The organism is Sphingobium cyanobacteriorum (assembly GCF_030580935.1).
GTDB classification, from domain to species: Bacteria; Pseudomonadota; Alphaproteobacteria; order Sphingomonadales; family Sphingomonadaceae; genus Sphingobium; species Sphingobium cyanobacteriorum.
Window position 1 is genome coordinate 22,014 of the sequence record NZ_JAUQOM010000010.1, and the last position, 20,387, is coordinate 42,400.

General features: G+C 61.2%; 18 protein-coding genes. 12 read left to right on the forward strand and 6 right to left on the reverse strand.

Annotated features, from left to right (window positions below):
- The first annotated feature begins 24 nt into the window (after positions 1-24).
- A complete protein-coding gene (locus Q4610_RS16415) occupies positions 25-645 on the forward strand; it encodes a gluconate 2-dehydrogenase subunit 3 family protein (protein WP_304537052.1) in 621 nt (206 codons plus the stop codon).
- Positions 646-660: 15 nt separating this feature from the next.
- Complete coding sequence (locus Q4610_RS16420; RefSeq protein WP_304537053.1) at positions 661-2,346, forward strand: GMC family oxidoreductase; 1,686 nt, start codon at positions 661-663, stop codon at positions 2,344-2,346.
- Between the two features lie 98 nt (positions 2,347-2,444).
- On the opposite strand, the gene Q4610_RS16425 is transcribed toward Q4610_RS16420, so the two are convergent.
- Entirely contained in the window at positions 2,445-3,269 is an 825-nt protein-coding gene (locus Q4610_RS16425; protein WP_304537054.1) for a phytanoyl-CoA dioxygenase family protein, read from the reverse strand.
- A gap of 866 nt (positions 3,270-4,135) precedes the next feature.
- Here Q4610_RS16425 and Q4610_RS16430 point away from each other — a divergent pair.
- From Q4610_RS16430 to Q4610_RS16445, 4 genes are all read left to right on the forward strand, one after another.
- The gene (locus tag Q4610_RS16430) at positions 4,136-6,400 is read left to right on the forward strand and encodes a TonB-dependent receptor (RefSeq protein ID WP_304537055.1); all 2,265 of its coding nucleotides are present in this window, start codon (positions 4,136-4,138) and stop codon (positions 6,398-6,400) included.
- Positions 6,401-6,892: 492 nt separating this feature from the next.
- The gene (locus Q4610_RS16435) at positions 6,893-7,057 is read left to right on the forward strand and encodes a hypothetical protein (RefSeq protein ID WP_304537056.1); all 165 of its coding nucleotides are present in this window, start codon (positions 6,893-6,895) and stop codon (positions 7,055-7,057) included.
- A 381-nt stretch (positions 7,058-7,438) separates the two neighbouring features.
- A complete protein-coding gene (locus Q4610_RS16440) occupies positions 7,439-9,679 on the forward strand; it encodes a TonB-dependent receptor (protein WP_304537057.1) in 2,241 nt (746 codons plus the stop codon).
- Positions 9,680-9,806: 127 nt separating this feature from the next.
- Complete coding sequence (locus Q4610_RS16445; RefSeq protein WP_304537058.1) at positions 9,807-10,187, forward strand: hypothetical protein; 381 nt, start codon at positions 9,807-9,809, stop codon at positions 10,185-10,187.
- Positions 10,188-10,482: 295 nt separating this feature from the next.
- On the opposite strand, the gene Q4610_RS16450 is transcribed toward Q4610_RS16445, so the two are convergent.
- The 3 genes from Q4610_RS16450 to Q4610_RS16460 form a co-directional block, all read right to left on the reverse strand.
- Positions 10,483-11,139: a Type 1 glutamine amidotransferase-like domain-containing protein gene (locus tag Q4610_RS16450; RefSeq protein ID WP_304537059.1), complete on the reverse strand. Its 657-nt coding sequence runs from the start codon at positions 11,137-11,139 to the stop codon at positions 10,483-10,485.
- Positions 11,136-11,429, reverse strand: coding sequence for a hypothetical protein (locus Q4610_RS16455; RefSeq protein WP_304537060.1), 294 nt, complete (start codon positions 11,427-11,429; stop codon positions 11,136-11,138). The genes Q4610_RS16450 and Q4610_RS16455 overlap by 4 nt, the downstream gene beginning before the upstream one ends.
- A 295-nt stretch (positions 11,430-11,724) precedes the next feature.
- On the reverse strand, positions 11,725-12,600 hold the full coding sequence (locus tag Q4610_RS16460) for a LysR family transcriptional regulator (RefSeq protein ID WP_304537061.1): 876 nt from the start codon (positions 12,598-12,600) through the stop codon (positions 11,725-11,727).
- A 100-nt stretch (positions 12,601-12,700) separates the two neighbouring features.
- Between Q4610_RS16460 and Q4610_RS16465 the strand changes: the two genes are divergently transcribed.
- Positions 12,701-13,846 carry an isovaleryl-CoA dehydrogenase gene (locus Q4610_RS16465; protein WP_304537062.1) on the forward strand — a complete coding sequence of 382 codons (1,146 nt, stop codon included), beginning with the start codon at positions 12,701-12,703 and terminating at the stop codon, positions 13,844-13,846.
- Positions 13,843-15,444, forward strand: a complete 1,602-nt coding sequence (locus tag Q4610_RS16470; protein WP_304537063.1) for a carboxyl transferase domain-containing protein — start codon at positions 13,843-13,845, stop codon at positions 15,442-15,444. Before Q4610_RS16465 ends, Q4610_RS16470 begins: the two co-directional genes overlap by 4 nt.
- Before the next feature lie 23 nt (positions 15,445-15,467).
- Here the strand turns inward: Q4610_RS16470 and Q4610_RS16475 are convergent, their stop codons facing one another.
- Positions 15,468-15,902 (reverse strand): endonuclease domain-containing protein, encoded by a 435-nt coding sequence (locus Q4610_RS16475; RefSeq protein WP_304537064.1) that lies wholly within the window; start codon positions 15,900-15,902, stop codon positions 15,468-15,470.
- An 80-nt stretch (positions 15,903-15,982) separates the two neighbouring features.
- On the opposite strand from Q4610_RS16475, the gene Q4610_RS16480 reads away from it, so the two are divergent.
- The 4 genes from Q4610_RS16480 to Q4610_RS16495 all read left to right on the forward strand — a co-directional run bounded on the left by Q4610_RS16480 (position 15,983) and on the right by Q4610_RS16495 (position 19,876).
- Positions 15,983-17,854, forward strand: a complete 1,872-nt coding sequence (locus Q4610_RS16480) for an acetyl/propionyl/methylcrotonyl-CoA carboxylase subunit alpha (protein ID WP_304537065.1) — start codon at positions 15,983-15,985, stop codon at positions 17,852-17,854.
- A gap of 117 nt (positions 17,855-17,971) precedes the next feature.
- Positions 17,972-18,424 (forward strand): MaoC family dehydratase, encoded by a 453-nt coding sequence (locus Q4610_RS16485; protein ID WP_304537066.1) that lies wholly within the window; start codon positions 17,972-17,974, stop codon positions 18,422-18,424.
- On the forward strand, positions 18,421-19,257 hold the full coding sequence (locus Q4610_RS16490; protein WP_304537067.1) for an HpcH/HpaI aldolase/citrate lyase family protein: 837 nt from the start codon (positions 18,421-18,423) through the stop codon (positions 19,255-19,257). The genes Q4610_RS16485 and Q4610_RS16490 overlap by 4 nt, the downstream gene beginning before the upstream one ends.
- Before the next feature lie 34 nt (positions 19,258-19,291).
- Positions 19,292-19,876: a TetR/AcrR family transcriptional regulator gene (locus Q4610_RS16495; protein ID WP_304537068.1), complete on the forward strand. Its 585-nt coding sequence runs from the start codon at positions 19,292-19,294 to the stop codon at positions 19,874-19,876.
- Between the two features lie 2 nt (positions 19,877-19,878).
- Here Q4610_RS16495 and Q4610_RS16500 read toward each other — a convergent pair whose 3' ends face one another.
- A complete protein-coding gene (locus Q4610_RS16500; protein WP_304537069.1) occupies positions 19,879-20,349 on the reverse strand; it encodes an Lrp/AsnC family transcriptional regulator in 471 nt (156 codons plus the stop codon).
- Between the last annotated feature and the right edge of the window lie 38 nt (positions 20,350-20,387).

A 20,387-nucleotide genomic window follows, 5' to 3' on the forward strand; every position in this document is an offset into this window, starting at 1 on the left:
GCCCCAAGCATATGGGACAGAAGCATGATTGATATATTCTCGATCGATCGCCGGGCCGCCATGGCGCAGATTGCGGCCTTGCTCGGCACAGCGTCGCTGCCGGTCGAGGCGTTCGCTTCGCCCGCGGCGGAAGCGAAGGGGTTGCTCACTGCTGCCCGCCTGGCCACCTTGTCAGCCATCGCCGATACGGTGATCCCCGCGACAGACACGCCCGGCGCGGTCGGCGCTGCTGTGCCGCAACAGATCGACCGCATGCTGGCAAGCTGGGCCTCGGTCGACACGCGCGTCCGGGTAACGGGGGTTATCGCGGACATCGACGCGCTGGCCTTAAAGGCGAAGGGAAGGGGGTTCGCCGCGCTGGACGCCGGTGCCCGGCAATCGCTGCTCCTGCCCTATGATCGCGATTCGCTGGCGCCCGATACGACTGCCGTGGTCAAATCCAGCGGCGTGCTTGGCATCCTCCTGCCACCGCCGGTGGTCAATCCCGGCTGGCTGACGCTCAAGGGGCTGGTCCTCTCGCTCTATTATATCAGCGAGATCGGGATGACGCAGGAGCAGGTCTATGAACATGTGCCCGGCGCCTGGGTGCCATCTCTGAAAATCACGCCCGGCATGCGCCCCTATGCCAGCGGCGGGCTGTTTTGAACCGGAGCTTTATGCATGTTTGACGTGATCGTGATCGGCTCCGGCATGAGCGGCGGCATCGCAGCCAAGGAATTGTGCGAGGCAGGGCTGAAGGTGCTCATGCTCGAACGGGGGCGGGACATTGATCCGTCGACCGATTACACCGACATGGTGATGCCGTGGGAATTCGCCAACGGCATGCGCGTGCCGGAGGATGAAATCGCGCGCGACTATCCCGTCCAAAGCCAGTGTTACGCCTTCAGCGCGGCCACCAAGCATTATTGGGTCAAGGATAGCGAACATCCCTACACGACGGCCGATGGCGGCAGCTTTTCCTGGATCCGGGGCTATCATACCGGGGGTCGGTCGATCATGTGGGGGCGGCAGAGCTTTCGCCTGTGCGAGATGGATTTCGAGGCCAATGCCAAGGATGGCCATGGGTGCGACTGGCCGATCCGTTATGCCGACCTTGCCCCATGGTATGACAGGATCGAAAAATTCATCGGCGTGGCCGGATCGCGTGACGGACTGGCGCAGTTGCCCGATGGTGAGCATTTCCTGCCACCTTTCGAACTCAATGACGGCGAAAAGCAGTTCAAGGCGGCGGTCGAGGCCAAGTGGGACGGGCGCAAGGTCATCATCGGCCGCACGGCCAACCTGTCCGTCGCGCAGCCATGGCATGAGGAACTGGGCCGCTCGACCTGCCAGAATCGCTCCATCTGCGATCGCGGATGCAGCTTTGGCGCGATGCATTCCACGCTGACCAGTTCTTTGCCCGCCGCGCGCCGGACCAATAATCTGACCCTCGTGACCGATGCGATCGTCCATTCGATCATCACCGATCCCAAGACCGGCAGGGCAACCGGCGTCCGCGTGATCGATCGCAACACGAAGGTCGGCCGGGTCTATGAGGCGCGGGTCGTTTTCCTGAACGCATCCGCGATCAATTCCGCCGCCATCCTCCTCAATTCCGCTAATGCCCGGCATCCCAACGGACTCGCCAACGGGTCCGATCAGGTGGGCCGCAACCTGATGGACCATCTGCTGGGCCCATTGACGATCGCGACCGTTCCGGGGCCGCAGGACAGCTATTACAAGGGCCGCAGACCCGCCGCGCTGTATATTCCGCGCTACCGCAACTTCGTCGAGGACGGGGATGGTTACGCGCGCGGCTATGGCTTTTCGGGCCAGATCATGCGGGCCAGCAGCGTGCCGCAGGCGCAGACGCCGGGGCTGGGCGCGGCGCTCAAGGATCAGGGCCGCCGGATCGGTCCCTGGGTCGCGATGATGGGCGGCTTCGGCGAGATGCTGCCCAATCCCGACAACCGGGTGACGCTGGGCAAAGGCCGGGACCAGTGGGGCATGCCGATCCCGCATATCGCCTGCGCGTTCGGCCCGAACGAAGAGAAGATGGCGCGGCAGATGACGGCGGACGGCCGCGCGCTGCTGGAGGCGGCGGGCGGCACCATCGTCAGCCAGGCCAGCGGCGTCAGCGCTCCGGGTTCCGCCGTGCACGAGATGGGCACGGTGCGCATGGGCCGCGATCCCAGGACATCGGTGCTGAATGGATGGAACCAGGCGCATGAGGTGCCCAACCTCTTTTGCACGGATGGCGGCGCGATGGCGTCGGCCGGCTGCGTCAACCCTTCGCTGACCTATATGGCGATGACCGCGCGCGCCGCCGATCACGCCGTGACTCTGATGAAGGACGGGACGCTATAGGCCGCCCTGCGGCGTTCGCAGGACCTGTCCGATCGCCCCGCAAAAGCCGTCATGCCGCAGGGCGCCTCCCCAATGCGTGACGGCGCTTTCCTGCCGACTCATTTGGTCAGGGCGGCCAGGTGCGTTTCCCACTGAATCCTGTCGTTGTGCGAATGGGTGAAGCCGATCGACCGTTCATACGCGACACAAGCCTTGCTGCGGAAAGCCGCAATATAGGTCCGGCGCCACCGCACTGGCGATATATTGCCGCCCGATCCATGGACGATCATCTCGTCATGCACGGTAATGTCGCCACGCTTGAGCGGAAGCTCCACGACCGGATCATCCTCCGTCAGCGCGATGCTCAAAATGTGGGATGTGTCGCGGTCCGTCCCGGCGACGGGCTGGTGCGGCCGCAGGCCCTGCTTGTGCGAACCGGGAACGACTTTCAGGCAGCCATTTTCGCTATCCGCGTCGTCCAGGGCCAGGCTGCACGTCGCGGTCAGCGGTTCCGGCGCGCCGGTGGGCCAATATCCCAGATCCTGATGCCATGTAAATACGGCGTCCGGCTTGGCAGGGCGCTTGGCCAGAAACTGGTCATAGTCGAGCGTCGCATCTTCGCCCAGAAGCTGGCGGGCAATGGAGGCGGAGCGCTGCTCGAAGATGTTGCCTTGAAGCGACGGCCGATATTTGCGGGGCAGTACGGCATTGACCAGATTATAGTCTTCGAAGCTGCGATCGTAGGAGCCTGACATGTCGCAGAAATCCCGGCCCATGCCCGGCACCTCGCCTCGGATGAAGGAGTCGAAGTCGGGTTCGATACCCAAAAGCTCATCTTCGCTCAAAACCCCGCGCAGCGTTACATAACCGTCGCGGTGGAACTGCTCGATCTCCGCGCTCGTCAAAATGTAATCCAGACCCTGCCGACCCGAAATTTGCGTCATAGTCCCTCATCCTTGTTTGTCCGGCACATCATTCGACCACCATCGGGGTCGCAGGCGCCCGTTGAAAATCCGGTCAAAGCCAGCACATCGTGAATCTGACAGCGCTGTCTTGACAGCGTTTGCATATGGCCTTAGGTAGATGGTCGCAAGATATAAATGATCATAGCGGCGAGGTTTTGACGATTTTTGGTTAGCGGCATGGTCGCGCCAATCTGACGGATATGCGAGTAAGCGCGAGTGGGAGGCATGGGCTTGCCTATGGGGTGCCGTTGACGCGACCATGCCGGTTTCGAGACATGGTTCGCCTCAGTTTTCCGGTGTTGCCTATCCCGCCCACCATCGCCGCTTGAGCCGCCGTGCCGGAAGGGGGGGGGGGCGCCGGGAGGCATGCCGATCTCTGCCATTTGCCGCGAGACTGGATTGACTATCGCTATTTATGATCATATATGATCATAAATATTCATATAAGATCAAATAAGATCACAAACATGGCATGATCGGGCGTGCACCCGCTCTTGCCGCAGGAGAGGAAGGGATATGGTTCTTGCGCCAGGCCCATATGTTGTCGGCATGGTGGCCGCGTATTCGGGGCCGCTCCCCCTGCGCCTCTGCCATTCCGTCCGTTCGCCACTCCGCCGATTCCGGCAATGCACCTTTTTACCTGTTCGCCGTCCGCCGCGTCGGGAGGATGAGCGTATCCGCCTGTGTCGCTGCATCGGCGCAGGCGCAGCGCATGACTCGCCCAATCCAAAACCGGACAGCGTCTCAGGGGCGCGAAACCGGGGCCGCGTATCGTCGCGCTACAATCTGACAAAAACACGGTTGCATCGAGGGATGGCACCGCAAATCAACGGGAGGAAAATATAATGAAGCTTGTCCATATGGCCTGCGTTGCGTCGATCATCGCCCTGTCATCGCCTGCATTGGCGCAGGACGCCAGCACGGGTAGCAGCAGTGTCAGCCCGCAGGATGGCGACATCATCGTCACTGCCCTGCGTCAATCGACTTTGCTGTCCAAGACGCCGATCACCCTGAGCGCCATCGGTGGCGACGACATCAAGACGACAGGCATAACCGATGCTCGCCGGCTGACCGAATTTGTCCCCAACGTGTCGCTGACATCGGGCAGTAATGGCGTTCTGGTTTCGATCCGCGGTGTCAGCAGTTCCGATGTCGCCGAAAAGGGCGATCCCTCGGCGGCCTTCCTGCTGGACGGGATTTACATCGCGCGCCCCCAGAGCCTGACCGCCGCCTATTATGATCTGGAGCGCGTGGAAGTGCTGCGTGGCCCGCAGGGAACGCTATATGGTCGCAACACGACGGCCGGCGTGATCAACGCGATCTCTGCACGTCCGAAAGACACGTTCGAAGCCTCGCTGGACGGAAGCTACGGCAATCTCAACACCACCAACGACACCGCGATGGTCAATGTCGGCCTGGGCAACGGCCTTGGTATTCGTGCGGCCGTCAACTATCAGCGCCAGGATCCCTATTTCACCCTGTCGGGTCCGCAGACCGTCAAGTCTGGACCGTTGCGTGATACGCTTTCGGCGCGTCTGTCGTTCGGCGGCACGACGGGGAACCTGTCATTCGTGATCCGGGGCGAATATTCCCAGTCCAAGGCGATCGCCACGTCCGCAAGCTATGTGACGCTGGACAATTTCTACGACATGTCGACCGTGACGGTCGGGCGTGATCCCGTCTTTATCGGCGGATCGGCGAAGGAGCGGCGCCTTCTCAAATTTTCGCCGACGATCCAGGGCCGCTCCAATAACAAGACGTACAGCATCATGGGCGAATTCGTCTATGACGCCGGGCCGGTCGAACTCACCTATCTCGGCGGATATCGCCGGACCGAGTTGGATGCCACCTACAACACGATCTTCGTCATCGGCAATAATCAGACCGATCAGGATGGCACTCTGCCCGAACAGCAGAGCCACGAACTGCGGCTCGCCTTTGGCAAGGACAGTCCGTTGCACGGACAGGCGGGCATCTACTATTTCCGCGAAAAGACGACCATCGAAACCGTCCTCGGCCAGCCGCTCGCCGGCTTCGTGTCCCCGACGGCATCGGGCTTCGGCATCTATTCGCGCCCGTCGCTTTCAAGTTCGCGGGCCGCTTTTGGCCAGATCACCTATGACATCACGCCAGACCTGCATGTGACCGGCGGCATTCGCTACACCGATGACAAGAAGTCATGGCAGGGCGCGCAGTTCGCGGACTTCCCGGACGTGGCCTCATCCTTCTGCGGCCAGTTGCGCTGCGTCCTGGCAGAAAACAATGCCGCGCGGCGCTTCAAGAAGGCAACCTGGCGGGCCGGCATTGACTATGACGCGCCCAATCTGGGCCTGTTCTATGCGTCGGTATCGACCGGGTACAAGGCCGGATCGTTCAACCCCGGTTGCGAGGTCGGCACCGGCCCCACCTGCGGCCTGACCACCGATCAGCTATATTATGAACCTGAAACCCTGACGGCCTATGAAGTCGGCGCGAAGTTGCGCATCTCCGACGCATTCCGGTTCAATATCGCCGCCTTCCATTATGACTATAATAATCTTCAGGTGAACCAGGCGGTGATCCGGCCGACCCCGATGACGTTGACCAGCAACGCTGCGAAAGCCAAGATCGACGGGGTCGAGGTTGAGGCCACGCTGAAGCCCAGCCGGAACGATACGGTCAATCTATCCTATTCCTACACCGACGCACGTTACACCTCGTTCGTCGCCTCGGTGCTGGTGCCCAATGCCCTGGGTGGCCAGGATAGAGTGACCCGCAATTTCTCCGGCCTGCCACTCGATCGCGCGCCCAAACATATCGTCATGGCCAGCTATACCCACGCCTTCCCGCTGGCGAATGGGGGTCAGGTCGACGCAGGCGTGCGGACGCGCCTGAGTTCGGGATATTATCTGGCGGATCTGGCGATCCTTGGCCAATATCGTCAGCCATCCTATACCAAGTCGGATGTGACCCTGACATATAACGCGCCCGACAAGCGCTATTATGTTCAGGCCTTCGCTCAGAATATCGAGAATGAGATCACGATCGCCCAGGCCACTTCCGGGCTTGGCGCGCTGGTTTATATCGAAGAACCGCGCACCTACGGGGTACGCGCCGGCGTCAAGTTCTGACGATTGCGGAAAGCGGGCTGCGCATATGTGCGCAGCCCGCTTTTCTTCGCTGACGCATGATCGGCGTTGCGGCATGTAAGCCACAATGGCCGTGTCGTAACAGTTGCCCATAGCTGCCGTCCGAAAGCGCAAACGCAGGACGGACATGGGTACGCCGCACCATGGCCTCTTGCTGCCGGGCGCTGATACCCGGCCTTTCCAGGCACAATTCCGCTCTGGCTGACGCCGCAAAGCTGGCAGAGACGCCGGACGGAGACGATTCTCTTCGCCTTGTCGACGATCTGGAACCGCATCGCCGGCTTCCCCTGGCGAAAGGGCCGTGGCCTTCTTCGCTATGTCCCATTCCTGGTGGAGAAGGTCGTTCTCCCGCCACAGCCGGTTCAACTCTCCGCCGTGTCCGGGGACGCCGCCTTCTCCGGCGGATCGATCTCTTGATCAGGACGCTGGCTGATCCACCGCCTCACCGTCGACAGCCCAAACGGACGCTCGGATATGGTCGCCCATGTCGTGCATGCGCCGCGGCTGCGCTCCGGCCACATTGATCCGCGCCGCGGCGACTGGCGCATGGCCTGCGGATGGATGGTCGCACAGGCGATGGCCAGTTTTACAACATTGCTGGCCCAACCTGCAATCAGCCCTACTTTACCGAAATGCTAATGGTGAAAGGATCAGCATTGGGTGGTCAGGAGGAATGGATATTCAATCAACGGTACCAATATGTACAATTGATGGAATTATACAGTATAACCCATTCATATTCGATAATATTCGATTATGAATATGGAATAATCATGCAATATTCAATGATTGATATATATCATATGCCTATGATGAAAATGCCATGAAAATGGGATTCATGCGGTTATAATACTTCATATAATGATCAAAGGGCAAGAATAACGGATGAATTGGCCATCCTTTTCCTGCGGCAAAGCGGAATATGGATGGGCAGACAAGAGGGAGGCGTCGGCGACAGACCGACCCCCATGATGCAGCAGGAAGAACAAAATGATGTTACGGGGAAAGGGTAGAGCAGAAATGAATAGTCATCGCATACGGGCCGCGATCATGGCTTCGGCGTCGGTCGGGGGACTGACCGCTTTGGGTTTGATGTTGACGCCCGCCACCGCCTTTGCGCAGGCGCAGGGTGAAAGTGGTTCCAGCAGCCTTGGGTCGGAAATCATCGTTACCGCGCAGAAGCGCGAAGAGCGCCTGCAAGATGTGCCTGTCCCTGTGACGGCCGTCACGGCGAACACGTTGATCGAAAATAACCAGTTGAAGGCGCAGGACTTCTTCTCCAGCGTGCCGGGACTTAACCTGCAATTCCAGAATAATCGCGCGAACCTGTCCATTCGTGGGATCACGACCGGCCCGGCCACGGGCAATCCCGTCGTCGGCTACACGATCGATGACATTCCTTATGGTTCGTCCGCTGGCCTTGCGGGCCTGTTCGGCAGCGCGCCTGATCTTGACCCGACCGAACTGGCCCGGATCGAAGTGCTGCGCGGACCGCAGGGCACGCTCTACGGCGCCAGCAGCATGGGCGGCCTGGTCAAATATGTCACGGTCGATCCGTCGACCCAGGAATTCAGCGGCACGATCGGCGGTGGCCTCAATATCATTCGCGGGTCGGGTGATGATGTCGGCTATAATCTGAGGGGCGCGATCAATGTGCCGCTGAGCGAAACCTTCGCCGTGCGTGCGAGCGCCTTCACACGCGAAGATCCGGGCTATCTCGACAATGTCGTCACCGGCCAGCGCAACGTCAATCAGGTGCGCGTTTCCGGTGGCCGGCTGTCGGGCATCTGGAAGCCATCGGACGATTTCTCGATCAAGCTGAGTGCCTTGATCCAGGACCGTAAAATCTATGGATCGTCCGATGTCGACTCCCGTCTGGGGTCGCGTTACCAGCAGACCAACCAGTTCGGCACCGGCCCCAGCCGCTGGAAGAACCAGATGTACAGCGCGGTCATCAACGCATCGCTCGGCAATGCAGAACTGACATCGCTGACCGCCTTTTCGATCAGCGACAATTATGACACGGTCGATTTTTCCGCGGCGGCGCTAACCGGGATCTGGCCTGACCTCTTCCCCGAAGCGGGCGTGGATCAGTGGGCCACGGTGCTGCGCCAGGACTATCGCGTAAAGAAATTCTCGCAGGAAATTCGTATCGCGACGCCGATCACCGACAATATCGACTGGATCGTGGGCGGATTCTACACCCATGAAGCCACCAAATATTCGATCCAGACCTTTGCGACCGATGCGACGAACGGCACCAGCTATGGCCTGCCGATCCTGTGGCGCGACAATCTGACGTTCAAGGAATATGCCGGGTTCACCAATCTGGTGGTCCGCCTGTCGGATCAGTTCGATCTGCAAGGCGGCCTGCGCTACAGCGAAAACAGGCAGTTGCTCAATCATCGCGAATGGACCTTCTTCGGGCCGGCTGAAGGGCTGTTCTCCAATCCGCGGTCGAAGGGCCATGCCCTGACCTATCATTTCACCCCGCGCTTCAAGATTTCGCCCGACCACATGGTCTATGGGCGGATCGCGACCGGCTATCGCCCCGGTGGCCCGAACGCCACATGCGATGTCGGCATTCCGTGCGATTATCGCCCCGACAAGACGACCAACTATGAAATCGGGGCGAAGGGCGACCTGCTGAACAAGACATTGTCCTATGACGTGTCCTTCTATTATATCGACTGGAAGGATATTCAGGTCACGCAGGTGGCGCCGGCCGGCACGTTCAACTATAATGCGAATGCCAACCGGGCGCGCAGCCAGGGTGTCGAAATGTCGTTCGAGGCACGGCCTGCCGAGGGCCTGACCCTGACCGCATGGGGTGCCTATACCGATGCGACATTGCGTGAGGATTTCACGGAACTGAGCGCAGTCTATGCGGCCAAGGGCGATCGCCTGCCCTTCTCCAGTCGGTGGTCGGGCCGTGTGTCCGCCAATCAGGAATTCCCGCTGAGCGCCAATGTCACAGGTTTTGCCAATATCGCGATGAGCTATGTGGGTTTCCGTCAGGGTGAGTTCGTGCCGTCCGCGGCGCAGGCGGACCTGCGCCAGAGATATCCCGCCTATACCAGCTTCGACCTGACTGGCGGCATCAAGGGCGACGACTGGCGGATCAACCTGTTCATCCAGAACCTGACCAACAAGCGTGGCCTGACCGGCGGCGGCTTTAATAACCAGACCACCTTCAATCCCTTCTGGTTCAACTATACCCAGCCGCGCACGATGGGCTTCAATATCGAAAAGAGCTTCTGAATGGCCTGAATGCTCTATTTTCAGTTGCATATGGCCGGGCGCCTGCGGGATAATAACCGCAGGCGCCCGTTTTTGTAATGATCATCGGAATGTGCGACACAGCCGGACCGACGGCCAGGAGTAAGCTATGCTGGATTTCACATTCGACCAGGTCAAGGGCCGGCTTCATATCAAATATACCGGCTTCTGGAGCGAGGCGGAATCCGATGAGGCGATCGCCGCATTCAAGAGTTACACGAAGAAGCTGGCCGTCAGCCATGGCGCCTTCACCCTGCTCGACGATATGTCGGGCTGGGTGCCCCAGGCCCCGGCGGTGGTGGAGAATAATGTCGAGTTCGGGCATTTCTGCATGACTCTGCCGCTTGTGCGCAACGCCATGATCATCTGCTCGCCGCTCGTGCGCAGGCAGGTATTGCGTACGGTTCAGGCGCTGGAGTGCGGCGTCTATGACAATTTTGCCGAAGCCGACACATGGTTGAGCGAGGTTGAGCCGGTTCGGGCGACCTGACAATCGACAATCGCCAACCATCACGCAAGGCCCGCCCTTCGCAGAGATGGTGGCCGACAGGCCATATTTGCTGTCATCAGAACATTTGGCACCAACCACGCGCTTGATCATTACTGATACTCTGGACTGTCAGGAAACAGTATCGCGCACAAATGAAGGTTTATCAGGTGCGAAACGACCAAATCGTTGAAAGTGAAAGCCGAGAAATAATCCAGAAAATATGAAATAATTCGACAAGCGATCTGTCCGACGGATCACTGTATATGTCAGCGGTGATTGCTATCGTTCATCAGCATTAACTCACACGGTCAGGCCATCCAGCCACGAACTCACTACTCCCGTCGATGACCAATGCCTCGCCGTCCCGCAACAGTCGGTGCGGAATGTTGTTTTGCTGGTAGTATCTGGCCTCATCAGCGGCCTGGTCACGGCCCGGATGATCGGAATCGTAGTGAACGACGATGGCCGCAGAGATGATTTGTAATCCCTCCCATATCAGACCATCATTGTACCCGCTCAGCGCTTCGTATGATGCTGCCGATGGGGTAAGCCCCCGGAGATCGGACGATGCGATGACCGCGGCCGCGCTAAAGCCGGCATAGACGATCCGCTTTTGAGCCAGCAACGTTGGAAGAAGCATGTCCAACCCGCTTTGCCGCATTGCCTTACGCAGGATGAACGCATTGCCTCCATTCACCCAAAGCATGTCGAATGCCCTCAGGTCACTGGCAAGTTGATCCTTGGAAGTGAAGTAGGACCGAAGATCGAGCTCTTTCACCGAAAATCCCAGCTTTGACATAACGGTCGTTTGGCTGGATCGGAACTGTTCGCGAGCTTCCGGAGCATTGTCGAGTGCGTTAAGAATGAGGGCGCATCGTGCGTTGTTTCCTGCCATCCGGATCAAGGGGGCAGGGTCATTGCCGAGCAGGAATGACGAAAGATACAGCTTCATTGGATCGTTCCGATAAAATTGACCAATGCGATAGGTTGATCAAAATCGAAGCGACACCCTTCGAAGATGGATAACTTTGCCTTCGAAAAATCGAGATGGATGATTGTATCGGTTCGGCTGATCCGTTCATAAAATGTACTTTTATTAATTGTCGCTTGCCCGTCAGACATGGAATGAGGGTGGCGTTCGCGTTCGGGCACTGTGAGGATATAGCCATGCAACGCTTGGTCGAGACAGGGGCGATCCCGGTTCGTACCGGTGAACCCCTTGTCGATGTGATCGGCCGCCATGCCGAGCCTGGGCAGCGCGTATAATAGCGTGTACGTCATATGCCGAACTGTAACGTATAAGCTCCCGTCACCGTAAAATATATGACATTGTCTATGTGCGGATCAGCATTCGGCTGTTTTCCGTGAATCAGGGAACCAGCCGGGGCGTGGCCGCTGAACCATCCTCTATCGGGCAGGGGGGGATTGCCATCGGGTGTGATCAAGGGCCGGAGATTGGAAATCCGTCCTGGCAAGCATTGCTATCGTCATTCTTTCCACTTCGACGGCGGACAATCGAGAATCTGTCAAAACATCGCTAGCCGCGCAGCGCCGTCAGCCTTTCCTCCAGCGCGGACATCAGCGGCACAGGCTGTGCCAGCAACGGTTCGGCTGTCTGCGTTGCGATCCAGCCGATCCGTCTTTGCATCTGGAATCCGGTCAGGCGCGGCCGGGTGACGCCGGGATGGGTGTGACTGTCGGGCATGACCGTGATGCCCAGCCCGGCCGCGACCATCGCCAGCACCCGTTCGTCATTGGTCGACCGCAGCGAGAAATGCGGACGCACCCCGCGCTCGGTGAAAAAGCGGCTGGTGTCGGACAGCGCTTCGCAATGGCGGCGCACGATCATCACCTCATTGGCCAGTTCCGCCGCATCGATGGCCAGTGCGCCGGCCAGCCGATGACCGGCCGCCATCGCCAGCCCATAGCCCTCGGCATAGATGAACCGCTCGGCGAAACGATCCGCTCCACGGTCCACCAGCGTCAGCGCCAGGTCGATCCGTCCCTTGGCCAGATGCCCGGTCAATTCCCGTTCGCTGCCGAACAACAGTTCGAAGCGATAGCTGTCACCTGGCCGGGTCTGCGCGATCGCGGCGGCGACCGGATCGGCCGGAATGCTGCCCAGCACCCCGATCCGCAGCGCCGGCATCGCGCCCGTCAGTCCCATGGATTGCTGCGCCAGATTATATTCGCGCTCGATCCGCCGGGCATGGATCAAAAAGCGCGATCCCGCGTCGGTCAGTTCGACGCGCTGGTTCGACCGGATGAAGAGGGGCTGGCCCAGCGCCCGCTCCAGCTTGGCAATGCCGACCGACAGGGTGGGCTGGGACACGTTGCAATGGCCTGCCGCGCGCGAGAAATTGCCCTGATCGACCACGGCGAGGAAATAGCGAAGGAGGTAGCGATCAAGCATGGCGGTCTTATATCATAGATAGTATCAATGGACTTGTTGAGGAAGGTTCAATTTTTCAAAAGCAGTAATGGCCGCTAACAGGCGAGGCAGGAGAGACGCCATGACTGATTTCGATTTCGCCCTGGGCGAGACTGCCGACATGATCCGCGACACCACCGCGCGCTTCGCCGCCGACCGCATCGCCCCGCTGGCGACGGAGATAGACGCAAAGGACTGGTTCCCGCGCGACCTCTGGCCGGACATGGGCGCGCTCGGCCTGCACGGCATCACCGTGGACGAAGCGGACGGCGGCCTGGGCCTTGGCTATCTGGAGCATGTCGTCGCACAGGAGGAAGTCGCGCGCGCCTCCGCATCCATCGGCCTGTCCTACGGCGCCCACTCCAATCTGTGCGTCAACCAGATCCGTCGCTGGGCCAATGCGGACCAGAAAGCGCGCTACCTGCCCAAACTGATTTCCGGCGAGCATGTCGGCTCCCTCGCCATGTCGGAGGCGGGGGCGGGGTCCGACGTCGTTTCGATGAAGCTGAAGGCGGAAAAGAAGGGTGATCGCTACATCCTCAACGGCACGAAATACTGGATCACCAATGCTCCCTATGCCGACACGCTGGTCGTCTATGCCAAAACGGGGGAAGGGTCGAAGGGCATCACCACCTTCCTGATCGAAAAGGGGATGAAGGGCTTTTCGATCGGCCAGAAGATCGACAAGATGGGGATGCGCGGCTCCCCCACCGCCGAGCTGGTGTTCGACGATTGCGAAGTGCCGGAGGAGAATATCATGGGGCCGCTCAACGGCGGCGTCGGCATCCTGATGTCGGGCCTCGACTATGAACGCACCGTGCTGGCGGGCATCCAGCTTGGCATCATGCAGGCCTGCCTTGATACGGTGATCCCCTATATTCGCGATCGCAAGCAGTTCGGGCGTCCGATCGGCACGTTCCAGTTGATGCAGGCCAAGGTCGCCGACATGTATGTCGCGCTCAACAGCGCCCGTGCCTATGTCTATGCCGTCGCCAAAGCCTGCGACGCCGGCAGGACGACCCGCTTCGATGCGGCTGGCGCTATCCTCTTGGCATCCGAAAACGCCATGAAGGTAGCCCTCGAAGCGGTGCAGGCGCTCGGCGGCGCGGGCTATACGAAGGACTGGCCGGTCGAACGCTATATGCGCGACGCCAAGCTGCTGGACATTGGCGCGGGCACTAACGAAATCCGCCGCATGCTCATCGGCCGCGAGTTGATCGGCGCATGACCGCCCCCGTCCTCGACAGCAAACTCGCGTCCGACAGCGAAGCCTTCCGCGCCAACGCCGCGCATAATCGCGCCCTTGCGGAAGAACTGCGCGCGAAGGTCGCCGCCGCCGCGCAGGGCGGCTCCGCCACCGCCCGCGACAAGCATACGGCGCGCGGCAAGCTGCTCCCCCGCGACCGGGTCGAACGCCTGCTCGATCCCGGCGCGCCCTTCCTCGAAATCGGCCAGCTTGCCGCGAACGGCCTTTATGGCGACGAAGTCCCCGGCGCGGGCCTGATCGCCGGCATCGGCCGCGTGTCCGGTCGTCAGGTGATGATCGGCTGCAACGACGCCACGGTGAAGGGCGGCACCTATTACCCCCTGACCGTCAAAAAGCATCTGCGCGCGCAGGAAATCGCGCTCGAAAACCATCTCCCCTGCATCTATCTGGTCGACAGCGGCGGCGCGAACCTGCCCAACCAGGCGGAAGTCTTTCCCGACCGCGACCATTTCGGCCGCATCTTCTATAATCAGGCGAACCTGTCCGCGCGCGGCATTCCGCAAATCGCCTGCGTCATGGGCAGTTGCACCGCGGGCGGCGCCTATGTCCCCGCCATGTCCGACGAAACCGTGATCGTCCGCAATCAGGGCACGATCTTCCTCGCCGGCCCGCCGCTGGTGCAGGCGGCGACGGGCGAAGTCATCAGCGCGGAGGATCTGGGCGGCGGCGACCTCCACGGCCGCAAGTCCGGCGTGGTCGATCATGTCGCGGAAAATGACGACCACGCGCTCACCATCGTCCGCGATATCGTGTCGACATTGCAGCCCGATCGCCAGCCCGACCTCAATCTGCGCGATCCACGCCCGCCTAGGTTCGACGCGACCGACCTCTACGGCATCATTCCCCAGGACGTCCGCGCCCCCTATGATGTGCGCGAAATCATCGCCCGGCTCGTCGACGGCAGCGAATTTCATGAATTCAAGGCGCTCTACGGCACCACGCTCGTCTGCGGCTTCGCCCATATCTGGGGGATGCCGGTCGCGATCCTCGCCAATAACGGCGTCCTGTTCAGTGAAAGCGCCTTGAAGGGCGCGCATTTCATCGAACTCGCCTGCCAGCGGCGTATCCCCTTGCTCTTTCTCCAGAATATCTCCGGCTTCATGGTCGGCGGCAAATATGAGGCGGAGGGGATTGCCAAGAATGGCGCGAAGCTCGTCACCGCCGTCGCCACCGCGCAGGTGCCCAAGATCACCGTGCTGATCGGCGGCAGCTTCGGCGCGGGCAATTATGGCATGTGCGGCCGGGCCTATGGCCCGCGCTTCCTCTTCACCTGGCCCAATGCGCGCATCAGCGTCATGGGCGGCGAACAGGCGGCCAGCGTGCTGGCGACCGTTCACCGCGACGCGCACCAATGGAGCGCGGAACAAGCCGAAGCCTTCAAAGCCCCGATCCGCGAGCGCTTCGAGGATGAAGGCAACCCCTATTATGCCACCGCCCGCCTGTGGGACGATGGCGTCATCGACCCCGCCCAGACCCGCGACGTGCTGGGCCTCGCCTTCGCCGCCACGCTGAACGCCCCGGTCCCCGACCGCGCGCAGTTCGGTGTGTTCAGGATGTGATCGGGGTGAGGGTGGACACGTCCTTAAAATTCCTCCCCCAGCTTGTCTGGGGGAGGGGGACCGTCCGGCGCAGCCGGATGGTGGAGGGGCAGGCGCGCCAACACCTCAGCCATGATCAAGCGAACAACTGCATCCAACTCGTCCAGAACTTGTTTGGCCGATACGCGCAAAGTCATTATTCCACGCTCTGCAAGCCACTGGTCGCGCATAGCATCAATGCTCGGTCGATCGGCCCTATTATGCGCTTCCCCATCCACCTCAATCGCCAGTCGCGCATCACTGCAATAGAAGTCGAGAATGTAGGGGCCACTTGGATGTTGTCGGCGAAACTTCAATCCCGATGGGCGTTGCCGCAAAGCCTGCCATACCAAAACCTCTGGCAAGGTCATCGTCCGACGCAACTGTCGCGCTTTTCGCGTCGTCCCTGTTTTAGCCTTCGGCGCGGAATCCTTGAACATCAGACAAATACCCCTCCACCATGCTTCGCATGGTCCCCCTCCCCGAGACAAGCTCGGGGAGGAATGATCGGAGCCAGGCCATGATCCAGTCCCTCCTCATCGCCAATCGCGGCGAAATCGCTTGCCGCATCATCCGCACGGCGCGCGCGCTCGGCATCCGCACCATCGCCGTCTATTCGGACGCCGACGCCAACGCCCTCCATGTCCGTTCCGCCGACGACGCCGTCCATATCGGCCCGTCCCCCGCGCGCGAATCCTATCTCGTCGGCGACCGCATCATCGCCGCCGCCCAGGCCAGTGGCGCACAGGCGATCCATCCGGGCTATGGCTTCCTGTCCGAAAACGCCGCCTTCGCCCAGGCGGTGATCGACGCGGGCCTCATCTGGGTCGGTCCCGATCCGTCCAGCATCACCGCGATGGGGCTGAAAGACGCCGCCAAGCAACTGATGCAGGCCGCTGGCGTGCCCACCACGCCGGGCTATCTGGGCGACGACCAGAGCCTCGAACGCCTCACCGCCGAAGCCGACGCCATCGGCTACCCCGTCCTTATCAAGGCGGTCGCGGGCGGCGGCGGCAAGGGGATGCGCAAGGTCGACAGCCCCGCCGACTTCGCCGACGCGCTGGCCTCCTGCCGGCGCGAAGCCGCGTCCAGCTTCGGCAACGACCATGTCCTGCTGGAAAAATGGATCACCAATCCACGCCATATCGAAGTGCAGGTGTTCGGCGACACCCATGGCAATGTCGTCCATCTGTTCGAACGTGACTGCTCGCTCCAGCGCCGCCATCAGAAGGTGATCGAGGAAGCCCCTGCGCCGGGCATGGACGAAGCCACCCGCGAAGCGATCTGCGCCGCCGCCGTCCGTGCCGCCAAGGCGGTGGACTATGTCGGCGCGGGCACCATCGAATTTATCGCCGACGGATCGGAAGGACTGCGCGCCGACCGCATCTGGTTCATGGAAATGAACACAAGGCTTCAGGTCGAGCATCCGGTGACGGAGGAGATCACGGGCGTCGATCTGGTCGAATGGCAGTTGCGCATCGCATCGGGCGAACCGCTGCCGCTGGCGCAGGAAGATCTGTCGATCAATGGCTGGGCAATGGAAGCGCGATTGTATGCCGAAGATCCTGCATCCGGCTTCCTGCCCAGCACCGGGCGCCTTGAGCAATGCAACTTTCCCGAAGACTATGTTCGCATTGAAACGGGCGTGGAACAGGGGTCGGTCATCTCATCATTTTACGACCCCATGATCGCCAAGATTATCACGCACGCCGATTCAAGAAGCAATGCGATTGCCCTCATGGCACAGAAGCTGGAAGGGCTGGCAGTTTGGCCGGTAAAGTCCAACGCCGGTTTCCTTCATCGCTGCGTAACGAATACCGACTTTGCCGTAGCGGCCGTGACGACCGCCTTCATCGCGGATCATCTGGATGATCTTGTCCCTCCGTCAGAACCATCACGCGCGATGTTGGAGCAAGCGGCCCTGATGCTGGCGGAAAGCGGCGGCAAGCTGCAAGGATTGAACGGACTTCGTCTCAATGCCGGTCCAGAGAAGCGGGTCCGGCTCCGCGCCGCCGGGGAGCGATATGAGGTCGCTATCCCGCCCTGCCATCGGGAGGATATCTATGCGTCGGTAGCTGCGCCAAGCGTCATTCTCGTTACGGAGAAGGGGCATAGCCTAGGCATATCACTGGATCGCACCGATGGCGCAGGAAGCGCCGCCGCCTCCGACGGCGCGATCCTCTCGCCCATGCCCGGCCGCATCATCGCGGTCGCGGTTGCGGCGGGCGACAGCGTGACCAAGGGGCAGAAACTCCTCACCCTCGAAGCGATGAAGATGGAGCATAGCCTCGTCGCGCCCTTCGACGGCACGGTCGCCGAGCTTGATGCGGCCGAAGGCGGGCAGGTGAGCGAAGGCGCGTTGCTTGCCCGGATCGACCGGACAGAGGACTGAAAACCCGCCTTTACGCTGTCCTACAGAAGTTTCGGCAGCTATAATGGGCTGTAATCGCGGGACTTTCGAAGAATTCATACTGCGCATATGCGCAAAGTTCGGGAAGGGAAGTTACGGGTGGCCGGACGCTATTTCGATCAGTGGACCATCGGCGATACGATCGCCCACGACATCCGCCGCACCGTGACGGAGACGGACAATCTTCTCTTCACGACGATGACCCACAATCCCCAGCCGCTGCATCTCGATGTCGAAGCCGCCAAGGCCAGCGAATTCGGCCAGATTCTCGTCAACGGCACCTTCACCTTCGCGCTGATGGTCGGCCTGTCGGTGGGCGACACGACGCTGGGCACGCTGGTCGCCAATCTGGGCTATGACAAGCTGGTCATGCCCCATCCGGTCTTCATCGGCGACACGATGCGCTGCGAAAGCGAAGTTACCGACCTCAAGCCCAGCAAGTCGCGGCCGGGTGCCGGCATCGTCACCTTCACCCATCGCCTCATCAACCAGCGCGACGAAATCGTCTGCCAATGCCTGCGCATGGCCTTGCTCAAACGGTCCGACGCATGAGGCTGCGCTCGCTGCTGTTCGTGCCGGGCGACCGGCCCGATCGCTTCGCCAAGGCGGCGGCCAGCGGCGCCGACGCGCTGATCCTCGACCTGGAGGATTCGGTCAGGCCCGATCGCAAGCCGTGCGGCCGCACAGCCCTTGCCGAATGGCTGGCCGGGCCACGCATCTTGCCCGCCTTTGTCCGGGTCAATCCGCTCGATACCGGCCTGACGCCCGACGATCTTGCCGCCATCCTGCCGCACAGACCCGATGGGATCGTCCTGCCCAAGGCGGAAGGGGCGGCCAGTGTCATGGCGCTGCTGGCGCTGATCGGCGACCGTCCGCCGCCGATCCTGCCCATCGCCACCGAAACCCCCGCCGCCATCTTTCAGCTAGGCAGCTACGCCGCCGTCGGTATCGATCTCGCGGGCCTCACCTGGGGCGCGGAAGACCTCCCCGCCGCAATTGGCGCGGCGACCGCGCGGGAGGAGGATGGCCGCTACACGGCGCCTTATGAACTGGTCCGCTCGCTCACCCTGTTTGGCGCTCATGCCGCCCGTGTGCCCGCAATCGAAACCGTCTTCCCGCGCATCGACGCGCCCGATGCTCTGGCCGATTATGTCGTCCGCGCGCGGCGCGACGGCTTTACCGGCATGATGGCGATCCACCCGGCGCAGGTCGCCACGATCAATGCAGGCTTCACCCCGACCGCGGACGAACTGGCCCACGCCCGCGCCGTGGTCGCCGCCTTTGCCGCCCATCCCGACGCCGGCGCGCTGCAACTGGACGGCAAGATGATTGATCGCCCGCATCTGGTGCAGGCCCAGCGGTTGTTGTCTGCCGGAAACGGCTGATATTCCGGTTCGGGATATGCTAGCGCCTGTCGCGATGACCAACAGCACAGCCCCTCTTCCCGCTGGCGATGAAGGCTCCAGCCGCCGTCGCCAGATATGCGAAATTGCGGCGCAATTGTTCGCGCGCAAGGGGTATCGCGGCACGTCGATGCGCGACATTGGCGAACAGGCCGGCGTGCTCGGCGGTTCGCTTTACCATCATATCAAGTCGAAAGATGCGCTGTTCGTAGAACTGCACAATGCCGCGCTCGACGCTGCGGAGGACCGGATCGTCCGCGCGATCGCCGCGCAGGCCGATCCCTGGGCGAAACTGGAAGCGGCCTGCGCCACCCTGCTCGATATCCAGCTCGCGCCCGATTCGCTGACGCTGCCGATGATGAACGATTTTCGCGAAGTGCCCGAAACGGTGCGCGACCAGCTTATCGCCCGACGCGACCGGTTCGAACGGGTGTTCCAGTCGCTGGTGGCGCAACTGCCCCTGCCGCCGGCCATCGACCGCTCGCTCTATCGCAATCTTCTCCTGTCCCAGCTTAATCATGCGGCCGACTGGTATCGGCCCGGCCGTCTTTCGATCGCCGCGATCGCGGCCCAGATCGTTACCCTGTTCCGCCACGAATGACCCTATAGCGGGATCGCGGTCGTATATTTCGTCATCGACAGGGCAAAATGCGACGCGGCCCCCGCGACAGAGGCGTGGCCCAGTAAAATCTGCATCAGGAAGCGGTTATAGTCGGCCACGTCCGCCACCACGACACGCATCAGATAGTCCCACTCCCCGGACATGGAAAAACATTCCACGATTTCCGGCCGGTCGTCCACGAACCGTTCGAACGCGCTGCGCGCATCGAGCGCGTGGCTGCGCATCCTGATGTTGCACAGCACATTGACCCCGCGCCCGACCTGCGCCGGATCGACCAGCCGCACCGTGCCGGTGAGGATGCCGGCGGCTTCCAGCGCCTTGATCCGTCGCCAGCAGGACGCACTCGACGCGCCGACCCGTTCGGCCAGATCCTGATGACTGATCGATCCATCCACCTGAAGCGCGGAAAGGATGCGACGGTCGACTTCATCCAGTTGACGTTCCTGTTTCATATATTCTCTAAAATTGATCGATATATTCCGTTTATAGC

Excerpts from the sequence above, each read along its gene's own strand:
- Q4610_RS16415 (WP_304537052.1), top strand. The coding sequence starts at position 25 with ATGATTGATATATTCTCGATCGATCGCCGGGCCGCCATGGCGCAGATT.
- Q4610_RS16420 (WP_304537053.1), top strand. The coding sequence starts at position 661 with ATGTTTGACGTGATCGTGATCGGCTCCGGCATGAGCGGCGGCATCGCA.
- Q4610_RS16425 (WP_304537054.1), bottom strand. The coding sequence starts at position 3,269 with ATGACGCAAATTTCGGGTCGGCAGGGTCTGGATTACATTTTGACGAGC.
- Q4610_RS16430 (WP_304537055.1), top strand. The coding sequence starts at position 4,136 with ATGAAGCTTGTCCATATGGCCTGCGTTGCGTCGATCATCGCCCTGTCA.
- Q4610_RS16435 (WP_304537056.1), top strand. The coding sequence starts at position 6,893 with ATGGTCGCCCATGTCGTGCATGCGCCGCGGCTGCGCTCCGGCCACATT.
- Q4610_RS16440 (WP_304537057.1), top strand. The coding sequence starts at position 7,439 with ATGAATAGTCATCGCATACGGGCCGCGATCATGGCTTCGGCGTCGGTC.
- Q4610_RS16445 (WP_304537058.1), top strand. The coding sequence starts at position 9,807 with ATGCTGGATTTCACATTCGACCAGGTCAAGGGCCGGCTTCATATCAAA.
- Q4610_RS16450 (WP_304537059.1), bottom strand. The coding sequence starts at position 11,139 with ATGAAGCTGTATCTTTCGTCATTCCTGCTCGGCAATGACCCTGCCCCC.
- Q4610_RS16455 (WP_304537060.1), bottom strand. The coding sequence starts at position 11,429 with ATGGCGGCCGATCACATCGACAAGGGGTTCACCGGTACGAACCGGGAT.
- Q4610_RS16460 (WP_304537061.1), bottom strand. The coding sequence starts at position 12,600 with ATGCTTGATCGCTACCTCCTTCGCTATTTCCTCGCCGTGGTCGATCAG.
- Q4610_RS16465 (WP_304537062.1), top strand. The coding sequence starts at position 12,701 with ATGACTGATTTCGATTTCGCCCTGGGCGAGACTGCCGACATGATCCGC.
- Q4610_RS16470 (WP_304537063.1), top strand. The coding sequence starts at position 13,843 with ATGACCGCCCCCGTCCTCGACAGCAAACTCGCGTCCGACAGCGAAGCC.
- Q4610_RS16475 (WP_304537064.1), bottom strand. The coding sequence starts at position 15,902 with ATGTTCAAGGATTCCGCGCCGAAGGCTAAAACAGGGACGACGCGAAAA.
- Q4610_RS16480 (WP_304537065.1), top strand. The coding sequence starts at position 15,983 with ATGATCCAGTCCCTCCTCATCGCCAATCGCGGCGAAATCGCTTGCCGC.
- Q4610_RS16490 (WP_304537067.1), top strand. The coding sequence starts at position 18,421 with ATGAGGCTGCGCTCGCTGCTGTTCGTGCCGGGCGACCGGCCCGATCGC.
- Q4610_RS16495 (WP_304537068.1), top strand. The coding sequence starts at position 19,292 with ATGACCAACAGCACAGCCCCTCTTCCCGCTGGCGATGAAGGCTCCAGC.
- Q4610_RS16500 (WP_304537069.1), bottom strand. The coding sequence starts at position 20,349 with ATGAAACAGGAACGTCAACTGGATGAAGTCGACCGTCGCATCCTTTCC.